At 71.7% G+C, this 15,358-nt stretch carries 19 protein-coding genes; 8 read left to right on the forward strand and 11 right to left on the reverse strand.

Annotation, left to right across the window (positions count from 1 at the left end):
• Positions 1-81: 81 nt before the first annotated feature.
• Positions 82-546: a GNAT family N-acetyltransferase gene (locus tag JYA75_RS13220; protein WP_006930966.1), complete on the reverse strand. Its 465-nt coding sequence runs from the start codon at positions 544-546 to the stop codon at positions 82-84.
• Positions 547-665: 119 nt separating this feature from the next.
• Complete coding sequence (locus JYA75_RS13225; RefSeq protein WP_202917311.1) at positions 666-1,892, reverse strand: benzoate/H(+) symporter BenE family transporter; 1,227 nt, start codon at positions 1,890-1,892, stop codon at positions 666-668.
• A gap of 87 nt (positions 1,893-1,979) precedes the next feature.
• Here JYA75_RS13225 and JYA75_RS13230 point away from each other — a divergent pair, with 87 nt between their 5' ends.
• Positions 1,980-3,362, forward strand: a complete 1,383-nt coding sequence (locus JYA75_RS13230; RefSeq protein WP_161996436.1) for a PLP-dependent aminotransferase family protein — start codon at positions 1,980-1,982, stop codon at positions 3,360-3,362.
• 153 nt (positions 3,363-3,515) lie between these two features.
• Here the strand turns inward: JYA75_RS13230 and JYA75_RS13235 are convergent, their stop codons facing one another.
• From JYA75_RS13235 to JYA75_RS13245, 3 genes are all read right to left on the reverse strand, one after another.
• A complete protein-coding gene (locus tag JYA75_RS13235) occupies positions 3,516-4,520 on the reverse strand; it encodes a DUF1648 domain-containing protein (RefSeq protein ID WP_185712897.1) in 1,005 nt (334 codons plus the stop codon).
• Complete coding sequence (locus tag JYA75_RS13240) at positions 4,517-4,870, reverse strand: GntR family transcriptional regulator (protein ID WP_006930948.1); 354 nt, start codon at positions 4,868-4,870, stop codon at positions 4,517-4,519. The genes JYA75_RS13235 and JYA75_RS13240 overlap by 4 nt, the downstream gene beginning before the upstream one ends.
• A gap of 66 nt (positions 4,871-4,936) precedes the next feature.
• The gene (locus tag JYA75_RS13245) at positions 4,937-5,575 is read right to left on the reverse strand and encodes a TetR-like C-terminal domain-containing protein (RefSeq protein ID WP_006930946.1); all 639 of its coding nucleotides are present in this window, start codon (positions 5,573-5,575) and stop codon (positions 4,937-4,939) included.
• A gap of 115 nt (positions 5,576-5,690) precedes the next feature.
• Here JYA75_RS13245 and JYA75_RS13250 point away from each other — a divergent pair, with 115 nt between their 5' ends.
• Positions 5,691-6,515, forward strand: a complete 825-nt coding sequence (locus tag JYA75_RS13250) for an alpha/beta hydrolase (protein ID WP_185712896.1) — start codon at positions 5,691-5,693, stop codon at positions 6,513-6,515.
• A gap of 16 nt (positions 6,516-6,531) precedes the next feature.
• Here JYA75_RS13250 and JYA75_RS28810 read toward each other — a convergent pair whose 3' ends face one another.
• Together JYA75_RS28810 and JYA75_RS13255 are read right to left on the reverse strand one after the other, a co-directional pair.
• Positions 6,532-6,798 carry a GNAT family N-acetyltransferase gene (locus JYA75_RS28810; protein WP_239010579.1) on the reverse strand — a complete coding sequence of 89 codons (267 nt, stop codon included), beginning with the start codon at positions 6,796-6,798 and terminating at the stop codon, positions 6,532-6,534.
• Positions 6,799-6,841: 43 nt separating this feature from the next.
• Entirely contained in the window at positions 6,842-7,531 is a 690-nt protein-coding gene (locus JYA75_RS13255) for a GNAT family N-acetyltransferase (RefSeq protein WP_239010580.1), read from the reverse strand.
• A 41-nt stretch (positions 7,532-7,572) separates the two neighbouring features.
• Here JYA75_RS13255 and JYA75_RS13260 point away from each other — a divergent pair, with 41 nt between their 5' ends.
• Complete coding sequence (locus JYA75_RS13260; protein ID WP_185712895.1) at positions 7,573-8,370, forward strand: hypothetical protein; 798 nt, start codon at positions 7,573-7,575, stop codon at positions 8,368-8,370.
• Positions 8,371-8,467: 97 nt separating this feature from the next.
• The gene (locus JYA75_RS13265) at positions 8,468-8,911 is read left to right on the forward strand and encodes a hypothetical protein (protein WP_050036402.1); all 444 of its coding nucleotides are present in this window, start codon (positions 8,468-8,470) and stop codon (positions 8,909-8,911) included.
• 163 nt (positions 8,912-9,074) lie between these two features.
• Here the strand turns inward: JYA75_RS13265 and JYA75_RS13270 are convergent, their stop codons facing one another.
• From JYA75_RS13270 to JYA75_RS13280, 3 genes are all read right to left on the reverse strand, one after another.
• The gene (locus JYA75_RS13270) at positions 9,075-10,346 is read right to left on the reverse strand and encodes a DUF6596 domain-containing protein (RefSeq protein WP_050035564.1); all 1,272 of its coding nucleotides are present in this window, start codon (positions 10,344-10,346) and stop codon (positions 9,075-9,077) included.
• Entirely contained in the window at positions 10,343-10,687 is a 345-nt protein-coding gene (locus JYA75_RS13275) for a YciI family protein (RefSeq protein ID WP_029544974.1), read from the reverse strand. The genes JYA75_RS13270 and JYA75_RS13275 overlap by 4 nt, the downstream gene beginning before the upstream one ends.
• Positions 10,688-10,841: 154 nt before the next feature.
• Positions 10,842-11,948 (reverse strand): crosslink repair DNA glycosylase YcaQ family protein, encoded by a 1,107-nt coding sequence (locus JYA75_RS13280; RefSeq protein WP_203330093.1) that lies wholly within the window; start codon positions 11,946-11,948, stop codon positions 10,842-10,844.
• 644 nt (positions 11,949-12,592) lie between these two features.
• Between JYA75_RS13280 and JYA75_RS13285 the strand changes: the two genes are divergently transcribed.
• The 4 genes from JYA75_RS13285 (at position 12,593) to JYA75_RS13300 (ending at position 14,730) form a co-directional block, all read left to right on the forward strand.
• Positions 12,593-12,820: a hypothetical protein gene (locus JYA75_RS13285; protein WP_006930920.1), complete on the forward strand. Its 228-nt coding sequence runs from the start codon at positions 12,593-12,595 to the stop codon at positions 12,818-12,820.
• Positions 12,821-12,878: 58 nt separating this feature from the next.
• A complete protein-coding gene (locus JYA75_RS13290) occupies positions 12,879-13,232 on the forward strand; it encodes a YtxH domain-containing protein (RefSeq protein WP_050035562.1) in 354 nt (117 codons plus the stop codon).
• Between the two features lie 224 nt (positions 13,233-13,456).
• Complete coding sequence (locus JYA75_RS13295; protein ID WP_144415034.1) at positions 13,457-13,726, forward strand: hypothetical protein; 270 nt, start codon at positions 13,457-13,459, stop codon at positions 13,724-13,726.
• On the forward strand, positions 13,720-14,730 hold the full coding sequence (locus JYA75_RS13300; protein ID WP_043800515.1) for an endonuclease/exonuclease/phosphatase family protein: 1,011 nt from the start codon (positions 13,720-13,722) through the stop codon (positions 14,728-14,730). Before JYA75_RS13295 ends, JYA75_RS13300 begins: the two co-directional genes overlap by 7 nt.
• A gap of 5 nt (positions 14,731-14,735) precedes the next feature.
• On the opposite strand, the gene JYA75_RS13305 is transcribed toward JYA75_RS13300, so the two are convergent.
• A complete protein-coding gene (locus JYA75_RS13305) occupies positions 14,736-15,278 on the reverse strand; it encodes a dihydrofolate reductase family protein (protein WP_050035557.1) in 543 nt (180 codons plus the stop codon).
• Between the last annotated feature and the right edge of the window lie 80 nt (positions 15,279-15,358).

The raw sequence follows: 15,358 nt of genomic DNA on the forward strand, positions 1-15,358 counted from the left end.
CGAATGGATCAACTCGCATTTCCGCCGCCCTGTGCTACCACTCGGAGGGTCTCCGGCGGCAGCGGTTTCATGGTGCAGTGCTCACTTCGCAGAAGGTTCGGCCTCGTAGGTGACCCAGCTCGTTCGCGTGGCGAGGGTGTTGTAGAGCGCCTGGGCTTGGTGGTTGTCTTCGGCGGTCACCCACTGCACCACGGCGCGACCCTCGGCGGTGGCCATCTCGGTGAGACGGCCGATCAGTGCACGTCCGACGCCCCGGCCTCGGGCTGCGGGGTCGGTGAACAGGTCGTCGAGGAAGAGGCCGGTGGTGCCGGTGTAGGGCGAGGAGAACCGGCGATGGTGTGCAAACCCGAGGATCTCGCCGTCCGCTTCCGCAACGAGAGCCTTGCATTCGTGTCGGGGATCCATGAACCATCCCCATGCGCGGGAGACGATGTCCTCGGACTCGGGCAGCTTGTAGAACTCGCGGTACTCGCGGAAGAGGACACGCCAGCGGCACTCGTCGGCAGGGGCGAGCGGCCGGATCGTCGGAATGGTGGTCGTTGCCATGGGTGGCTCCTATCGGTGGTTGAGGTCTCGGCAGAGCGGTACTGCCAGGTACTGTCCGAGCGTTCTCCGCCCGCGAGGATCGAATATCCGATGCGGGATGCGCCGCGCTCAGGCTTCGGTCACGTCATCACTGCGTTCTCCTTTCTTTCCTTGCCTGTTCGGGTTCCCGGCTGGCGTGGGGCCAGCAGGAGGTACGCGGCGCTGCCCGCGACGAGGCCCCAGAACGCGGCACCGACGCTGAAGAACACGACGCCCGACATGGTGACCGCGAGCGTGGTCAGGGCCGCGATCCCGGTGCGGGTATCGCCGCCCATCGCACCTTTCAGTGCGGTGAGGGCAGAGCCCAGCAGGGCGACGGCAGCAAGAACCGAAACCGTTTCGCTCGGGATCGCCCGGAACCCGGCCACGAGCACGCCCCCGAACGAGCCGACGAGCAGATAGGTGAGGCCGCCCGAGAGGCCCGCGATGTAACGCTGTGCGCGATCCGGATGCGACTCGGGGCCGAGCGCGATCGCCGCCGTGATCGCGCCGAGGTTGATGCCGTGGCAGCCGAAGGGCGCGAGGATCGCCGAGACCGTCGAGATGGCACCGACGAGCAGGCGGTCGTTCGGCTCGTACCCCTGCGAGTGGAGCAGTGCCAGCCCGGGTGCGTTCTGCGAGGCCATCGTGACAATGAACAGCGGCAGCGCGATGCTCACGAGCGCGGCCGGGGTGAATGCCGGCATCGTGAACACAGGGCCGCCGAGCGCGAGCGACGGCGCGACCTCGCGGAAGGATCCGGTCGCCCCGGTCGCCGCGAGCCCGGCGACGAGTCCGGCGAGCACTGCGTATCGGTCGAAGAAGCGCTTGCCGAGGAAAAAGGCGACGACGATGCTCCCCGCGATCAGCGGCGCGCTCGTGAAGGCGCCCGCTGCGGTCACGACGAAGGGCAGCAGGATCCCGGCGAGCAGAGCCTGTAGCACCGGGCCGGGCACCCTGGCGAGTAGCCGGCCGAACCAGCCCGTGTACCCGACCACTGCGGCGGCGACCGAGGCGACGAGGAACGCGCCGACGGCCTCGGTGAACGAGAAGCCGCCGAGCGAGGCGATCAGCAGCGCCGCTCCGGGCGTCGACCAAGCGACGATCACCGGGATACGGGTGAACAGGCTCAGCGCGATGCTGCACACGCCGTTGCCGATCGCCACCGCCCAGACCCACGACGCGGTCTGCGCCTCGTTCAGACCCGCTGCGCGAGTGGCTTCGAGCACGATCAGGAACGGGCCTGCGAAGTTGATGAGCGCCGAGAGGAAGCCCGCGACGACCGCGGAGACTGAGACATCCCGCAGCACAGAGGAACCCCGGCTCATCGGTGCGCCGCCGAGACTGCCGACGTCACGCCCGCTCGATGGCGTAACAATCTTGCAGAAACTTGAGTAACGTTATTCACTAGCGTCATGTCGAATGATAACAGAGCGTCGGAAATCGCGGCACGCCTCCGCCAGCGGATCGCGACGATGCATATCGGGGAGAAACTGCCGGGTGTCCGCGAACTCTCCGGAGAGTTCGCGGCGAGTGCAGCCACCGTCTCGGCAGCTCTCTCGGAACTGAGCGCATTCGGGCTGGTCCGGGCTGAGCCCGGACGGGGAACGTTCGTGGCGGGCCGCGAACGACTACCGGAACCGGACTTCTCCTGGCAGTCTCAGGCGCTCGGCCGCGCCAGAGTGGACGCCGACCGGGCCGCTCGCCTGGGCGGCTACGGTACTCCCGACCACATCCCGCTCTCCTGGGGATACCTCGCCCCCGAACTACAGCCGAACGAGGAACTGCATCGCATCGGCTCGCGTGCGGCGAAGAGCGGTCGTGCCTGGATGATGACGCCGCCAGCGGGATCGCCGGAACTGCGGCGGATCCTCGCCTCCGAATACCGCGCCGACCCGAACGACGTGCTTGTGGTCTCCGGCGGGCAGCAGGGCCTCGTCTTCACGATGCGCACACTCGCCGAGCCGGGGTCGGCGGTCATCACCGAGAGTCCGAGCTATCCGGGCGCGATTCTCGCTGCGCAGAGCGCGGGCCTGAACCTCTCGTCGGTGCCCGCCGACGCCGACGGGATCCTGGTCGACCGTCTCGCCGACGAACTCGAACGCACGCGAGCGCGAGTGGTCTACCTCCAGCCGAACTACGCGAACCCCACCGGCGCGGTCCTCGGTGCAGAGCGCCGGAAGCAGGTGCTCGAACTCGCCGCCCGACACGGCGCGTTCATCATCGAGGACGACTGGGCCAGACACCTCGGAATCGACGGACAGGCCCCACCCTCCCTCTTCACCGAAGACCCCCACGGACACGTCGTATCGATCCTCACCCTTTCGAAGCCTGCCTCCCCAGGTCTCAGGCTCGGCGCGGTCATCGCGCGCGGCCCGGCAGGTGAACGGCTCCGGGCCTCCCGCACCGCCGACGACCTCTGCGTCGCGCCGCTGGTGCAGGAAATCGCCTGCGGTCTCCTGACCTCGAATGCGTGGCCCCGGCACCTGAAACGCCTGCGCGCAGAGCTCGCGACGCGACGCGACGCACTTGCCTCCGCGATCCACGCCACGACGCCCGGCATCCGCATCCCGTGCGTCCCGCGCGGTGGCCTTCACCTGTGGGCCAGGCTGCCCCAGGGCGCAGATGCCCGCGAGATCTGCACCGCCGCGTACGCGGCCGGGGTACTCATCGGGGACGGGAGTCACTTCTTCGTGGACGAACCACCCGCACCGTTCCTGCGCTTCTCCTACGGGGCCGCAACCGAAGCCCAGATCGCCGAAGGCATCAGGCGGCTCTCCGAAATCCTCCAGCGGTGAGGTTCGGTGGTGCGAAGCAGCGTCCCGCGCCGGGAATTGCGCCCGGTTGGTTGTTGATGTGTTGTGCAGCTCGGATCGCTCAACGTGGTGGCCGGCGGATGATCGACGGTGCCGGACTCTCCGCCGCCCGCAGGTGAGATGTTCCACGGGAATCTACTGGGGGTGCCTCGGTCCTGTCTCGACGAGGGCGTTGACGAGGCCGGCGGCGGTCGCGGCATCGTCGACCACGACCAGGGTGCGTGCGCCGTCGCGCCGGTGCAGCACCAGCGCGGGGCCGCCGCGCAGGACGAACCCTCGGGCGCCGCGCAGCGGGCCCAGTACCGCCATGCGGTATCCGTAGCCCCCGAAGTGCTTCAGCGGTGCCACGTCGGTGACGGACGCGCAGGCGATGGCACCGAGCGGGGTGTGCAGGTGCGGCCACCCGAACAGGCCCGCGACGGTGACCCCGCGGACGTCGACGGTGACGCGGATCGAGCAGGTCAGCGCGACCAGCACGGCGAGCAGCACGGCCAGGCCCAGCAGGATCCACAGGCGTGTGAGCACGCCGAGGGCGGCGACGATACCGATCGCCGCGACGAGCACGATCGTCGTGACGTTGCCGGTGGCCACCGATCGGGTCCACGCGACGAGTTCGTGTGCGCCGAGGGAAATTCGCGGTGCATCGGCGGCCGGGGGAGCGGCAGGTCCGCGCGACCACCGGGGCACCGCCGCGGCGGCAACGGCCCCGAGGGCGACGCCGATGCCGAGTGCTGCGAGGAGAGACGCCCCCGGCGGCGAGGCTGCGGCGGCGTCCGCGAGTCCCCGCTGAGAGCCGGTGACCAGCACGATCAGGGCGGTCACGAAAGCGACCGTCCCCGTGACGGTCGCGGCGACCGCGCGGGTGAGGGCAGGGTCGGTGTCGGCGGCCCGGGCGAGACCGAAACCGAGGGCGGCGAACAGGACACCGAACCCGAGCAACAGTGCGATCGTCGCCGGGAGGCCGGCGAATCCGTCCGCGGTGCCGTCGAGGTTCCAATGTGTTGCGATCGGATCCGGTAGCTGCGCATGCCAGCTCCGGAGCACGAGTGCGCCCGCGGCGGCGACGGCCAGGGGTGCGGCCGTGGAGCTGAGGAGGATGCGGCCGGTGGGGCGCCGGTCGGTGCCGGGATCGTCTGTCATCGGTACTCCGTTCTGATCAGGTCGACGAGATCGTCGGCGCTCAGGCCGACGCGTTTGGCGTGCGCGACGGCCTGAGCGACGGCGGAATGCAAAGCGGCATGCCCGGTTTCGGCGCGGTCGGTGACGACCGCGCCGCGTCCGCGGCGCAGCTCCACCAGGCCTTCGTCGCGCAGTTGCTGGTACCCCCGCAACACGGTGTGGACGTTGAGGCCGAGCGATGCGGCGAGGTCGCGCGCGCCGGGGAGGCGCTCGCCCGCCCGGACCTCGCCCCGGGCCACCGCGCCGCGCACGGCCGCGGCCAGTTGCACGAACAACGGGTCCGGCGAGTTCGGGTCCAGTCTGATGAGCACGGGACAAGCATATTGTTCTATTTGAAATAGAACAAGTCGGCTAACGGCGGCATCGGACCGGTGCGGTCACCGGCGACCCGGCGGCGACGGGGAAGACGGGTCCTGTCCCGGGATCCCGGCCGAGTCGCCGGCCTGCCAGCCCCGGTGGAGCACGTCGACGGCCTCGTGCAACAGGCCGTCGCGGTCGCCGGGGACCGACGCGGGGATCTGGTGCAGTGTGGTCAGCCGGGCGATGCCGTAGACGGTGCCCCACGTGGCAGCGCACCGCCGCAGCACCTCGGCCTCCTCCACACCCTCGGGCTGGCAGGCCGCCACGGTGCCGCGCAACAGACGCCAGTAGTCGGCGGCCGCCTGTTGCAGGCGCGGGTGATCGGCCTTGTCGACCGTGGGCCCGTAGGCCAGGTCGTGCACGTGCGGGCGCTCCCGGACGAACCGCAGGTAGGCGTCGGTGAGCGCGTGCAGCCGGCACCGTGGATCGGATCCGGCTGCCTCGACGGCGGCGGCCGCCTCTGCCGCGGCGCCCTGCAGCCCGGTGCCCGCCACGGCCGCGAGGAACCGGCGCTTGTTCCCGAAGTGCACGTAGGGCGCCTGGTGGCTCACGTCCAGCTGCTGCGCCACCCGGCGGAGGCTGAGGCGTTCGGCCGGCTGCTCCCTCAGCAGTTCGAGCGCGGCTCGGAGCAGCCGTTCGTCGAGCGTGTCGGTCATCCGTCCACCAGCCCTTCCCGGCGTGCGCGGCTCCGCCCATTGACAGTGTCAACCTACCGCGGGACCATAGCAATTGACAGTGTCAACCCGAGTCGCACCGGAGGTGGTGGCGGTCATGACACGGATGCAGAAGATCTCGACCGAGGTGGGTCCACTCGCCGTCCGCGTGCACGGGGAGGGCCGGCCCGCGGTGCTCTGGCACAGCCTGTTCGTCGACGAAAGATCCTGGAGCAGAGTCGAAGACGCGCTGGGAGTCGACCGGCGCCTCGTCGTGGTCACCGGTCCCGGGCACGGGGCGAGCGGTGACCCCGGCCGGCGCTACACCACCGGGGAATGCGCCGCGGCGGCCGTCACCGTGCTCGACGCCCTCGGTGTCGACGAACCCGTCGACTGGGTCGGCAATGCCTGGGGCGGCCACGTCGGCATCGTCTTCGCGACCGACGCGGCGTCGAGGTGCCGGACGCTGGTGACGCTGGGGACGCCCGTCCAGGCGCTGAACCGGCCGGAGCGCGCGCGCACGCTGTTCCTCCTCGCCGCCTACCGGACGCTCGGCGCCGCCGGGTTCATCCGGTCCGGCGTGACGAACGTATTGCTCTCCGCCGCAACGAGGGAGCGCGACCCGGAGGCGGTCGCACTCGTCGAGGACTGTCTCGTCCGCGCGGACCGGGCCGCGCTGCGCAACGCCGTCGTCTCCATCTCGCTGCACCGGCCCGACCTCACCGAGCGGCTCCCACGGGTGTCGGTCCCGACCCTGTTCGTCACCGGCAGCGATCACAAGGGCTGGACGCCCGAGCAGGCACGCGCGGCGAGCCTGCTGCTACCCGACGGGTCCTGCGCCGTCGTCGACGGCGCCGCGTACCTCGTACCGCTCGAGGCGCCGGCCGAGACGACGGACCTGGTGCGGCGATTCTGGGCCGCCGCGGTACCGCGCCGTACGTGAGACGTCTTGCAGAACTTCAGAGTTCGCGTCGCATGGCCGCGCGGGGCCACCGGTCCATACCCCCGGCGGCCTCGTCGCGCCGGATCTGCCGCAGCCCCGGGCCGAGTTCGTCGTCGCGCAGGTACCGGAAGCCGAGCCGCCGGTAGTACGGCCCGTTCCACGGGACGTCGGCGAAGGTGGTCAGCGTCAGGGCGGGCAGTTCGCGGACACGCGCCCAGCCGGCGAGGTGGTCGATCAGGGCCCGGCCGAGCCCGCGGCGAGCATGGTCCGGATGCACCGACACCTGCTCGATGTGGGCGGTGCCGTCGACGACATCGGCGAGCAGGTTATGCCACCGGGCGGTCGTGGCCGTCGAGGCACACCCAGGCGCGCCCGCCGGTCACATACTCGTGCAGCTCCTCGAGCGTGGGCGGCGGGTCGGCGGCGACGGCGTCCATTCCGAGGTCCGCGAACGCGCGGCCGGCCGCGCGCTCGATGTCCTGAAGAACCGGCAGCTCCGCCGCGAGTGCGGGACGGACGCGGGGCGCGTCGTCGCCGGGCAGCGCGAGGTCCTTGAAGAAGTACAGCGACGATGCGGAGTACGCGTACTTGCCGAACCGTTCGGGCAGCGGCTCGTATCCGGCGGCGGCATACATGGCGAGAGCCTCGGGCTGCTCGGTGCCGGTCTCGAGCACCATCCGACGCCGGCCCGCCTCGACGGCGGTGCGTTCGAGTTCGGCCAGGATCCGTCGGGCCACGCCCCGGCGGCGGGCGCCTTCCCGCACGTACATGCGCTTGATCTCGGCGTCGCCGTCGCGCAGTCCCGGATGCGCCGAGTCGCGGGCCCGCCAGCCACCGATCCCCGCCGGCGCACCGCCGCCGCGGGCGAGCAGGAAGACGCCGTGCGGCGGGGTGAACTCCTCCGGATGCAGCGACGTGTGGTCCGGTCCGCCGTAGCGACGGACGTACTCGAGCTGCACCTCGTCGATCAGGGACTGCACCTCGGCGTCGTCGATGGGACGCGGTTCGATCTGCACGGCCGGAGGGTACCGCGCGTTCGCGGCGCCATACTGGGAAGGTGGCTTCTGCCGCCGGAACGGACTGTGGTGATTTCGCGGCCGCCCCCTGGCTCTATCCCGGGACGGCCGCGCCGGGCAGTGGCCTGCTCCGGGAGGACGGCTATCACCGGGCACGTCCCCTGCCGGGAGCCGGCCTCGGTGCGGCACGGCTGGACGGGCGCGAGGACTCGACGCTCGACGAGGCGCTGCGCCGGGCCGGCGTCGCCGGCGTCGGCGACCGGCACCTCGTCGTCGCGGTGGGCTCGAACGCGTGCCCGGCGGTCGTGCGACGCAAGTTCACGGCCGGAAACGTCGACACCACCGTGCCGTTCCTGCGCGCGACGGTCGAGGGCATCGCCGTCGGGCACAGCGCCCACGTCAGCGTGCCCGGCTACGTTGCGGCGACCGCGTTCCGGCGGCCGGGGACCGGCACCCCGGTGTTCGCGTCGCTGCTCGACCGAGACCAGCTCGCGTGCCTCGATGCGACGGAGCCGAACTACACGCGACGCACCGTGACCGCGGACGAGTGCCGGCTGGAGATCGACGGCGGACAGCGGCCGGCGTCCTTCGGCGTGTACGTCTCGAAGTGGGGCGCCCTCGCGCCGCCGGGGGCGCCGCCGCTGCCGCTGCAGTCCCAGGAGGCGCTGTTCGCCGCGCTCCTGCGCCACTGTGCCGGGTTCGCCGCACTCGTCGGCCGGCGCCCGCACGAGTACCGGTCCGCGATGAAAGCCCTTGCGGGTGAAGCGGACCTGCGCGCCGCCCTGCGACAGTCGTTCGCCGCGTCGGGCTGGGCCGCCCGCAGCGGCTTCGACGGCTAGCCGCAGGAGCAACGACTTCCACGACAGCCGGGTCGACAACGGTGCGAACCCGGCGTTGACTGGAGAGATACACACTCCCCTGGCCATGGAGGCCGTCATGCTCATCATCTTCGGACTCGTCGTTCTCCTCGCCGCCGTGATCATCGGTGTGGCCGGGGTGTTGGGCAACACCGGCGCCGCCCATGCACTGACCGACGACAGCTTCGTCGTCTTCGGGTACCACGTCACCGGTTCGACCGGGGCACTGTTCCTCTACGGCATCGTCGTCGGTGCGATCGGAGCGGTCGGGCTGAGTCTCCTGCTCGCCGGTGCGCAGCGGACCTCGCGTCGAGGTCGGCTCGCTCGCCGCGAACTGAAAGAATCCCGTCTCGAGACCACCGCTGCGAGGCACGAGTACGACCGGTCCTCCGCACCGCAGCCCTCCGCACCGCAGCCCGGCAGCGCCGTCCCGCCGCCGCCCGGGGGCTCGCCGTCCAACTCACCCGATTGGCGCCATCCGTTCGGCAATCGCTCCGGTGGGTCGACCGCCGCCCCCCACTGACCGTCCTCCCCGGCCCCCGAGGCGATCGGGGGCCGACCGCCGGCACCAGCGCCGGTTCGATGCTCGGGCTGCGATGTTCGGCCGGCAGCCGGCCGGGGTCAACTGCACCGGCGGTGCCGGTGCGGGCGGTGTCGGCGCCCGAATGGACGCGGGTTCGTCCCGGTCACGACCGGCCGGTCTCGTCCAGACGCCGGCGCAGGTGCTCCCGTTCGGGTTCGGTTCCGGCCTGCTCGAGCGCCCGCCGGTAGGCGACGGCGGCCTCGTCGTCGCGGCCGAGCCGGTGCAGCAGTTCGCCGCGCGCGGTGGAATACGGGTGGTAGCCGCGCAGCCGGGGCTCGTCGGCGAGTGCGTCGAGCAGCGCCAGGCCGGCCTCGGGACCGTCGCGCATCGCCACCGCCACGGCGCGGTTCACCGCGACGACCGGCGACGGTGCCAGGGCGGACAGGACGTCGTAGAGCGCGACGATCTGCGGCCAGTCGGTGGATGCGGCGTCGGGGGCCTCGTCGTGCAGCGCCGCGATCGCGGCCTGCACTCCGTACGGACCCGGCGGGCCGCCGGTCAGCGCCACGGGCACGAGGGCGGTGCCCTCGGCGATCAGGGCGTGGTCCCACCGTGCGCGATCCTGATCCGCGAGCAGAACGATCTCGCCGTCCGGGCCGGTCCGGGCGGCGCGTCGCGCATGGATCAGCAGCATCAAAGCGAGCAGCCCGGTCACCTCCCGCTCGCCGGGCAGCAGTCGGCGCAGGATCCGGACCAGCCGGATCGACTCCTCGGCGAGGTCGAGACGTTGCAGGTCCGGCCCCGAGCTGGCTACGTATCCCTCGGTGAAGACCGAGTAGAGCACCTGTAGCACGCCCGGCAGTCGCTCCGGCAACTCGTCCGGATCCGGCACCCGGAACGGGATGCGGGCCTGCCGGATCTTCTTCTTCGCCCGTACGATCCGCTGGGCCATCGTCGCGGTCGGGACGAGAAAGGCGCGCGCCACCTCGGGTGTCTCGAGCCCGGCCAGGCATCGCAGGGTCAGTGCCACCCGGTCCTCGGCCGGCAGCGCCGGGTGGGCACAGGTGAAGAACAACTGCAGGCGTTCGTCGGGCATCTCACTGCCGGTGTCCGGGGTGCGGGAGGGGGCGGCCCGTTCCGAATCCACCTGCAGAACGGCGAGCCGGGCGGCGTACACCTGATCCCGCCGGAGCCGGTCCACGGCCTTGCGCCGCGCCGTCGTCAGCAGCCAGGCCCCCGGCTTGGCCGGTACGCCCCGGACGGGCCAGTGCACCAGCGCCGCCTCGATCGCCTCGGCGGCGACGTCCTCGGCCAGGTCGAGGTCGCCGAAGCGGTGGACGAGCGCGGCGAGCAGCCGACCGCGCTCCTCCCGGAACACCGCTTCCACGGCGGCGTCGACCCGGGCGCCGGCGCCCGGCCCGTCCGTCGCGGTCACTGCCCGAAGTCGGCGATCGGCCGCACCACCACGGATCCGCCGCCGCGCGCCCCGGGACAGCGGGCCGCCCAGTCCAGCGCGACGTCGAGGTCGGGCACGTCGACGACGTAGAAGCCCCCGAGGACCTCGCGCGTCTCGGCGAACGGCCCGTCGGTGGTGACGGCACGCGCACCGTCGGGGCCGACCCGCACGGTCGTCGCGGTGGTCAGGTCCGCGAGCGACTCCGAGGCAACGACGATTCCGGTCTCCTGGATCTGCTTGTCGTAGACCATCCACTCCTCGACGCTGCACTGGTCGCTCGCGTCGGCCGATGCGGCGTTGATCAGCAGCATGTACTTCATGGTGAGCACCTCTCGTTGGGTGAGTGTCCTGTGCGGCAGGGTTGCCGTACGACATGACGACGAACGGGACGGGGCCGGATCGACAGGGGTACCGGTTCATTGTCGACGGCGACCCCGACATCCGGTGGCACGTCCGGGCGCGGTCGCCGGATCGTCAGCCGGCATACCCCACGGTCGCGCCGGTGCGCTCCCGGGCGCGGGCCAGTCGCTGTGCCTCGGCCTCGAGTTCGTCCCGCGTCCGCACGGACAGCGGCTCGAACGGCTCGACCAACACCGCGAGCGTGTCCCGGGGCGTGGCCCTCGCCCGCCAGATCCCTCGTATCTCCCCGTCGACGAGGACGACACCGGGGCTGCCGATCGGGCGCCAGATCGCCTTCCGGCGCGCTCGGTCCGGGACCAGGAACTCTCTGTCCCGGGCCTGCAGCCACGGATCGCCGGGCGGCAGCAGGCGGGTCGCTCGCACGTCGGCGGCCCCGTCCAGGTCAGCGACCGCCGAGGCCGGCACCAGGCCCTTCCCGGCCGGGCCGTTCACCGGAACCAGATCGTCGGGCAGGACCGCGCGAATCGTTGCGATGTCGGTGCCCAGGAAGGCCGCCAGCCCGGCCGGTGTGACCGGCGCCAGCACGTCGGCGTACCGGTGCAGGGCGGCAGCGGTGCCCTCGGCGCGCTCGGGCACCGCATCGGGTCCGATCCCTTCGGGCAGGACGTCGAGGTGGGTGCTGCGGCCCTGTGGGCAGACCCGCACGCGCGCCGCGAGACCGACCTGCTGGAACAGCGCACCGGAGATGTGTCGGGTTCTGCACGAGGGGCAGTGATAGGTGAGGTCGGCGGGAACCGCCGCGCTGACCGCCGCACTCAGCTCTCCCTTGGTCATCGGGCCGGTGAGCGCGGCGCCCATGGCCTCGGCCGCCTCGGTGAATGCGCGCAGGCCGCGCTGGGCGCCCTCGCGGATCTGCCCGGTCCCGATACGTGTCGTGGCGTCGGTGTCGTTCACCGGCCAGAGGGCCGCGGCGAGAAACGCGAGATCCCCGGGCCGATGCAGGTGCGGCGCCCCGCGCCACGACCATACGAGGACGAGTGAATCATGTTCTGCCGCGGCGTCGTCCGATCGTGCGGCGAGCGCGTCGCGGGCCGATCCGTACGGGGTGTCCTGGACCCCGAGCGCAAGCACCCGATCTCGCCCGGCGGAGGTCCGGTCGAGTCCCTGGGCCGCGGCCCGGTAGCCGAGGATCCGACGTCGGCCGAGTGTCGTGACAACCACTTCCGGCCCTCCGATCCTGTCGTCGCCGTGGTGTCCCCGGACGCGCCGGTGCGGGCGATCCCGGCAACGACGATCCCGACAACGACGATCCCGACAACGACATTGTCGGCGACCTCGGCCCGCCCGTGCTGCCGCGCGGACTACCGGCGAGTCCAGGGTCCGCCCAGAATATGTGGGCTCCGTTCCTCTGCGACAGCCCCGCTGCCTGCTCTATCGTTGTGACGGGTGACAGGGCGGGCGGTCGCCGACTCCGGGATGTGTTGCAGGGCCACGTGCCAGGCCGGTCCTGGCAGGGGACCGGGACCGGAGGGTTGCGATGGTGCTGTTGTATTCGCGCACGGGCCGGTGCGGACCTCGGCGGGGCGCTCGGTGAGATCTCGGGCACGAGCAGTTCGATACGGCGGTGGATCGACGAATCGGGCGGCCTCCGGCGATCCACGTGCGCGGCGACATCGGTACCACCACCTCTCCGGTCCTGAACTCGGTCTTGCCCCAGCAGTTTCCGGATGGCAACGGGGTGGCCGGCTTACCTCGGATCGGCTTCCCAGGACAGGGGGATCGATCGCGGTTGCGGGGTGAGGGGACGGCGCTGAGAAGGGTCAGGGGCTCGCGGTTCACAGGGGGACAGGGCGAGGAGCGGTCGAATGCAGGGGAAAGCTGTCGGTGACGAGGACGCGCTGGTGCTGCGGCCGTTGTCGATCGCGGTGCTCGACGGCCTGTGGGTGGGCAGCGGGATCACCGTCGGCATATGGGTGTTCGGATCACTGCTGTGGGCGGTGGTCGTAGTGCTGGTCTGCGCCGGGACACACGCCGTCGGTTGCCGTACCCGCGGCGGTGGCGGTGCCGACCGGGTAGAGGCGGCCGGTCCGTAGGAATTCGTCGCGGCCTTCGAATCGAATCTCGGCACTCGTCCAACAAGGGAGAGAAATCATGGTCCGAGCAGTGATCTTCGCCGCCGGGACGGCCGTGGGCTTCGTCCTCGGTACCCGTGCCGGGCGGCAGACCTACGAGAAGATGAGGGATCAGTCCCTCGGCCTCTGGCACAACCCCGCGGTGCACGAGAAGGTGAGCGGTGCGACGCAGACCGCGAAGGACAAGGTGCCTCAGGTGCAGCACAGGGTCGAGGCGCTGGCGAAGAAGGCGGCCCACCGGGGTTCGGGTACGGGCACCGGCACTGCCCCCGGTGTACCGCTGACCGAGGCTGCGGCATCCGCTCCGGCGGCCATGGAACCGACTGTTCCTCCGACGACGGACGACCGGCCGAGCCTCGGTCCGAACAACTGAGCCCGCCGATGAGGCCCTCGGCGACGCGGCCCCCCCCGCGCGCCGGAATCACGGACGCGGGTGTGTTCGGGGCGCGGACGTCGCTGCACACTCCCGCCCCGGAGGGAGGCCCGCGATACCGAGGATCGCCGGCGGCACGCCGGCTTTGCCCGGTCACGGTGCCGGCGGGTGTCCCGGATCGGGGTCGGCAACTCGGCGCGGTTGCGGCATGCGAGGTTGTGATGATGGTGAGCGAAGCAGAGCGCGAACGCCGCCGGGCGCGCCGGACCGCGGCCGAACGGCTGCACCCGGACGTCGGTGGGGACGCGGAGGCGTTGGCCACCGCGCTCGAGGCGATCGATCGGGCGTGTGCGGTCCCTGACTCGGAATCGGTCCCTGCCTCGGAGCCGCCGCCCGCGGTGGTGGTGCAGGGGCGCCGAGCCCTGTGGCGGCGGCACCTGCTGCGGGTACGGCCCCGCCGCAGAATCCGGCCCTACCGTCACGCCGGATGGTGAGGCCGCCGCCGGCGCGACGGATCGCCGTCCTCTTCGCGGTCGTCACGACGGCGTCAGGGCTCACCGCGCTCATGGCCTTCGCGTCGGACGTGGAGAACAACGCCGTGATCGCATGGGCGTCGCTGGGTCCGTACCTGCTGCTCGGGACGGTGGCGGGCGCGATCGCCGCCGCGCTCGCCCGGCGACCGGTACTGCTGGCGTCGGCACTCGTCGTCGTCGCGGCCGGCGCATGGACCCTGGGACCGCTGTACCTGCCCGGCGTCCCGGGCGACGGGCCGGACGCCGCATCCGGTCCCACCATCCGCGTGATGCAGGCCAATCTCATGGTCGGGCAGGCCGACTCCGATGCGCTGGTCCGGACGGTGCGCGAGCGACAGATCGACGTCCTCACCGTGCAGGAGCTGACCGACGGCGCGGTGGCCGCGCTGCAGGTCGCGGGGCTCGACGACCTGCTACCGCATCGCTTCCTGGCCCCGACGCCGACCGGCGGTGCGGGCGCCGGGATCTACAGCAGGTTTCCCGTCTCGGCCGGCCGGAAGCTCGACGGGTTCGGGCCGACGAACCTGACCGCGACTCTGGACACCGGTCCCGGACGCCCGCTGATCCTGTACGCGGTGCATCCCGCACCGCCGTACCTGACACCCGCTCCGGCGTGGGCGGCCGAGCTGGAACGACTGGACGCGGAGCTCGAGTCGGTGTCCGGCACGGCCCCGGTCGTGGTCAGCGGGGACTTCAACGCGACGTACTCGCACACCCGCTTCCGCGACCTGCTCGACGACGGGTACGTGCACGCCGCGGACCGGGTCGGCGGCGGGCTCGTGCCGACGTATCCGGCGGACCGCCGCTACCCGGCCCTCGTCGGGATCGATCACATCCTCACGCGGGGCGCCACGGCGACCGCCCTCGAACGGATCGAGCTGCCCGGCTCCGATCATCACGGCCTCGTCGCCGGGATCCGGCTCCCTCCGCCGTCCGGCGACGAGAGTCCTGTCGAAGGTGGATAGCGGCCTCACCGCACGACCCGCAGCCGGATGTCGGTCGCGACGGGCCCGCGGGTCGCGACGAGACGTTCCAGCGCGAGCGGGGTTCCGCCCGGGCGGTCGAACAGCCGGACGCCGTCGCCGAGCAGGACCGGCGCGATGCAGACGAAGATCTCGTCGAGCAGGCCGGCCTCGAGGCACTGCCGGGCGACGTCGGCGCCGAGCACGTTGACGTATTTCCCGCCCGCGGCCGTGGTGGCCGCGGCCACGGCCGCGTGGAGGTCACCGACGAACGTCACGCCCGGGACCGGCTCGGCCGGAGGGTGGTGGGTGAGCACGAACTGCGGTCCGCTCCAGCCGCCACCGAACGCCTCGCCCTCGGCGGGTGTGCCCTTGTGCGGGTCGTCGCCGCGGAAGGTGCGGCTGCCGACGAGGAGCGCGCCGATCTCGCCGACGAGTTCGTCGATCGCCGGATCCGGTCCGAGGTACGGCACCAGCCACGACATGTCGCCGCCGGGACCGGCGATGAATCCGTCGACCGACATCGTCGCCGAGTACAGCAGCTTGCTCATCGGCCTGCCTTCCGCTTGCGGTGTCTCGATTCTGTCCGCACCGACCGCCGAACGGACGGAAACTCCTCGTAAGGACGTGT

Origin of the sequence: Rhodococcus sp. PSBB066 (assembly GCF_017068255.1) — a bacterium.
Lineage (GTDB): Bacteria > Actinomycetota > Actinomycetes > Mycobacteriales > Mycobacteriaceae > Rhodococcus > Rhodococcus aetherivorans.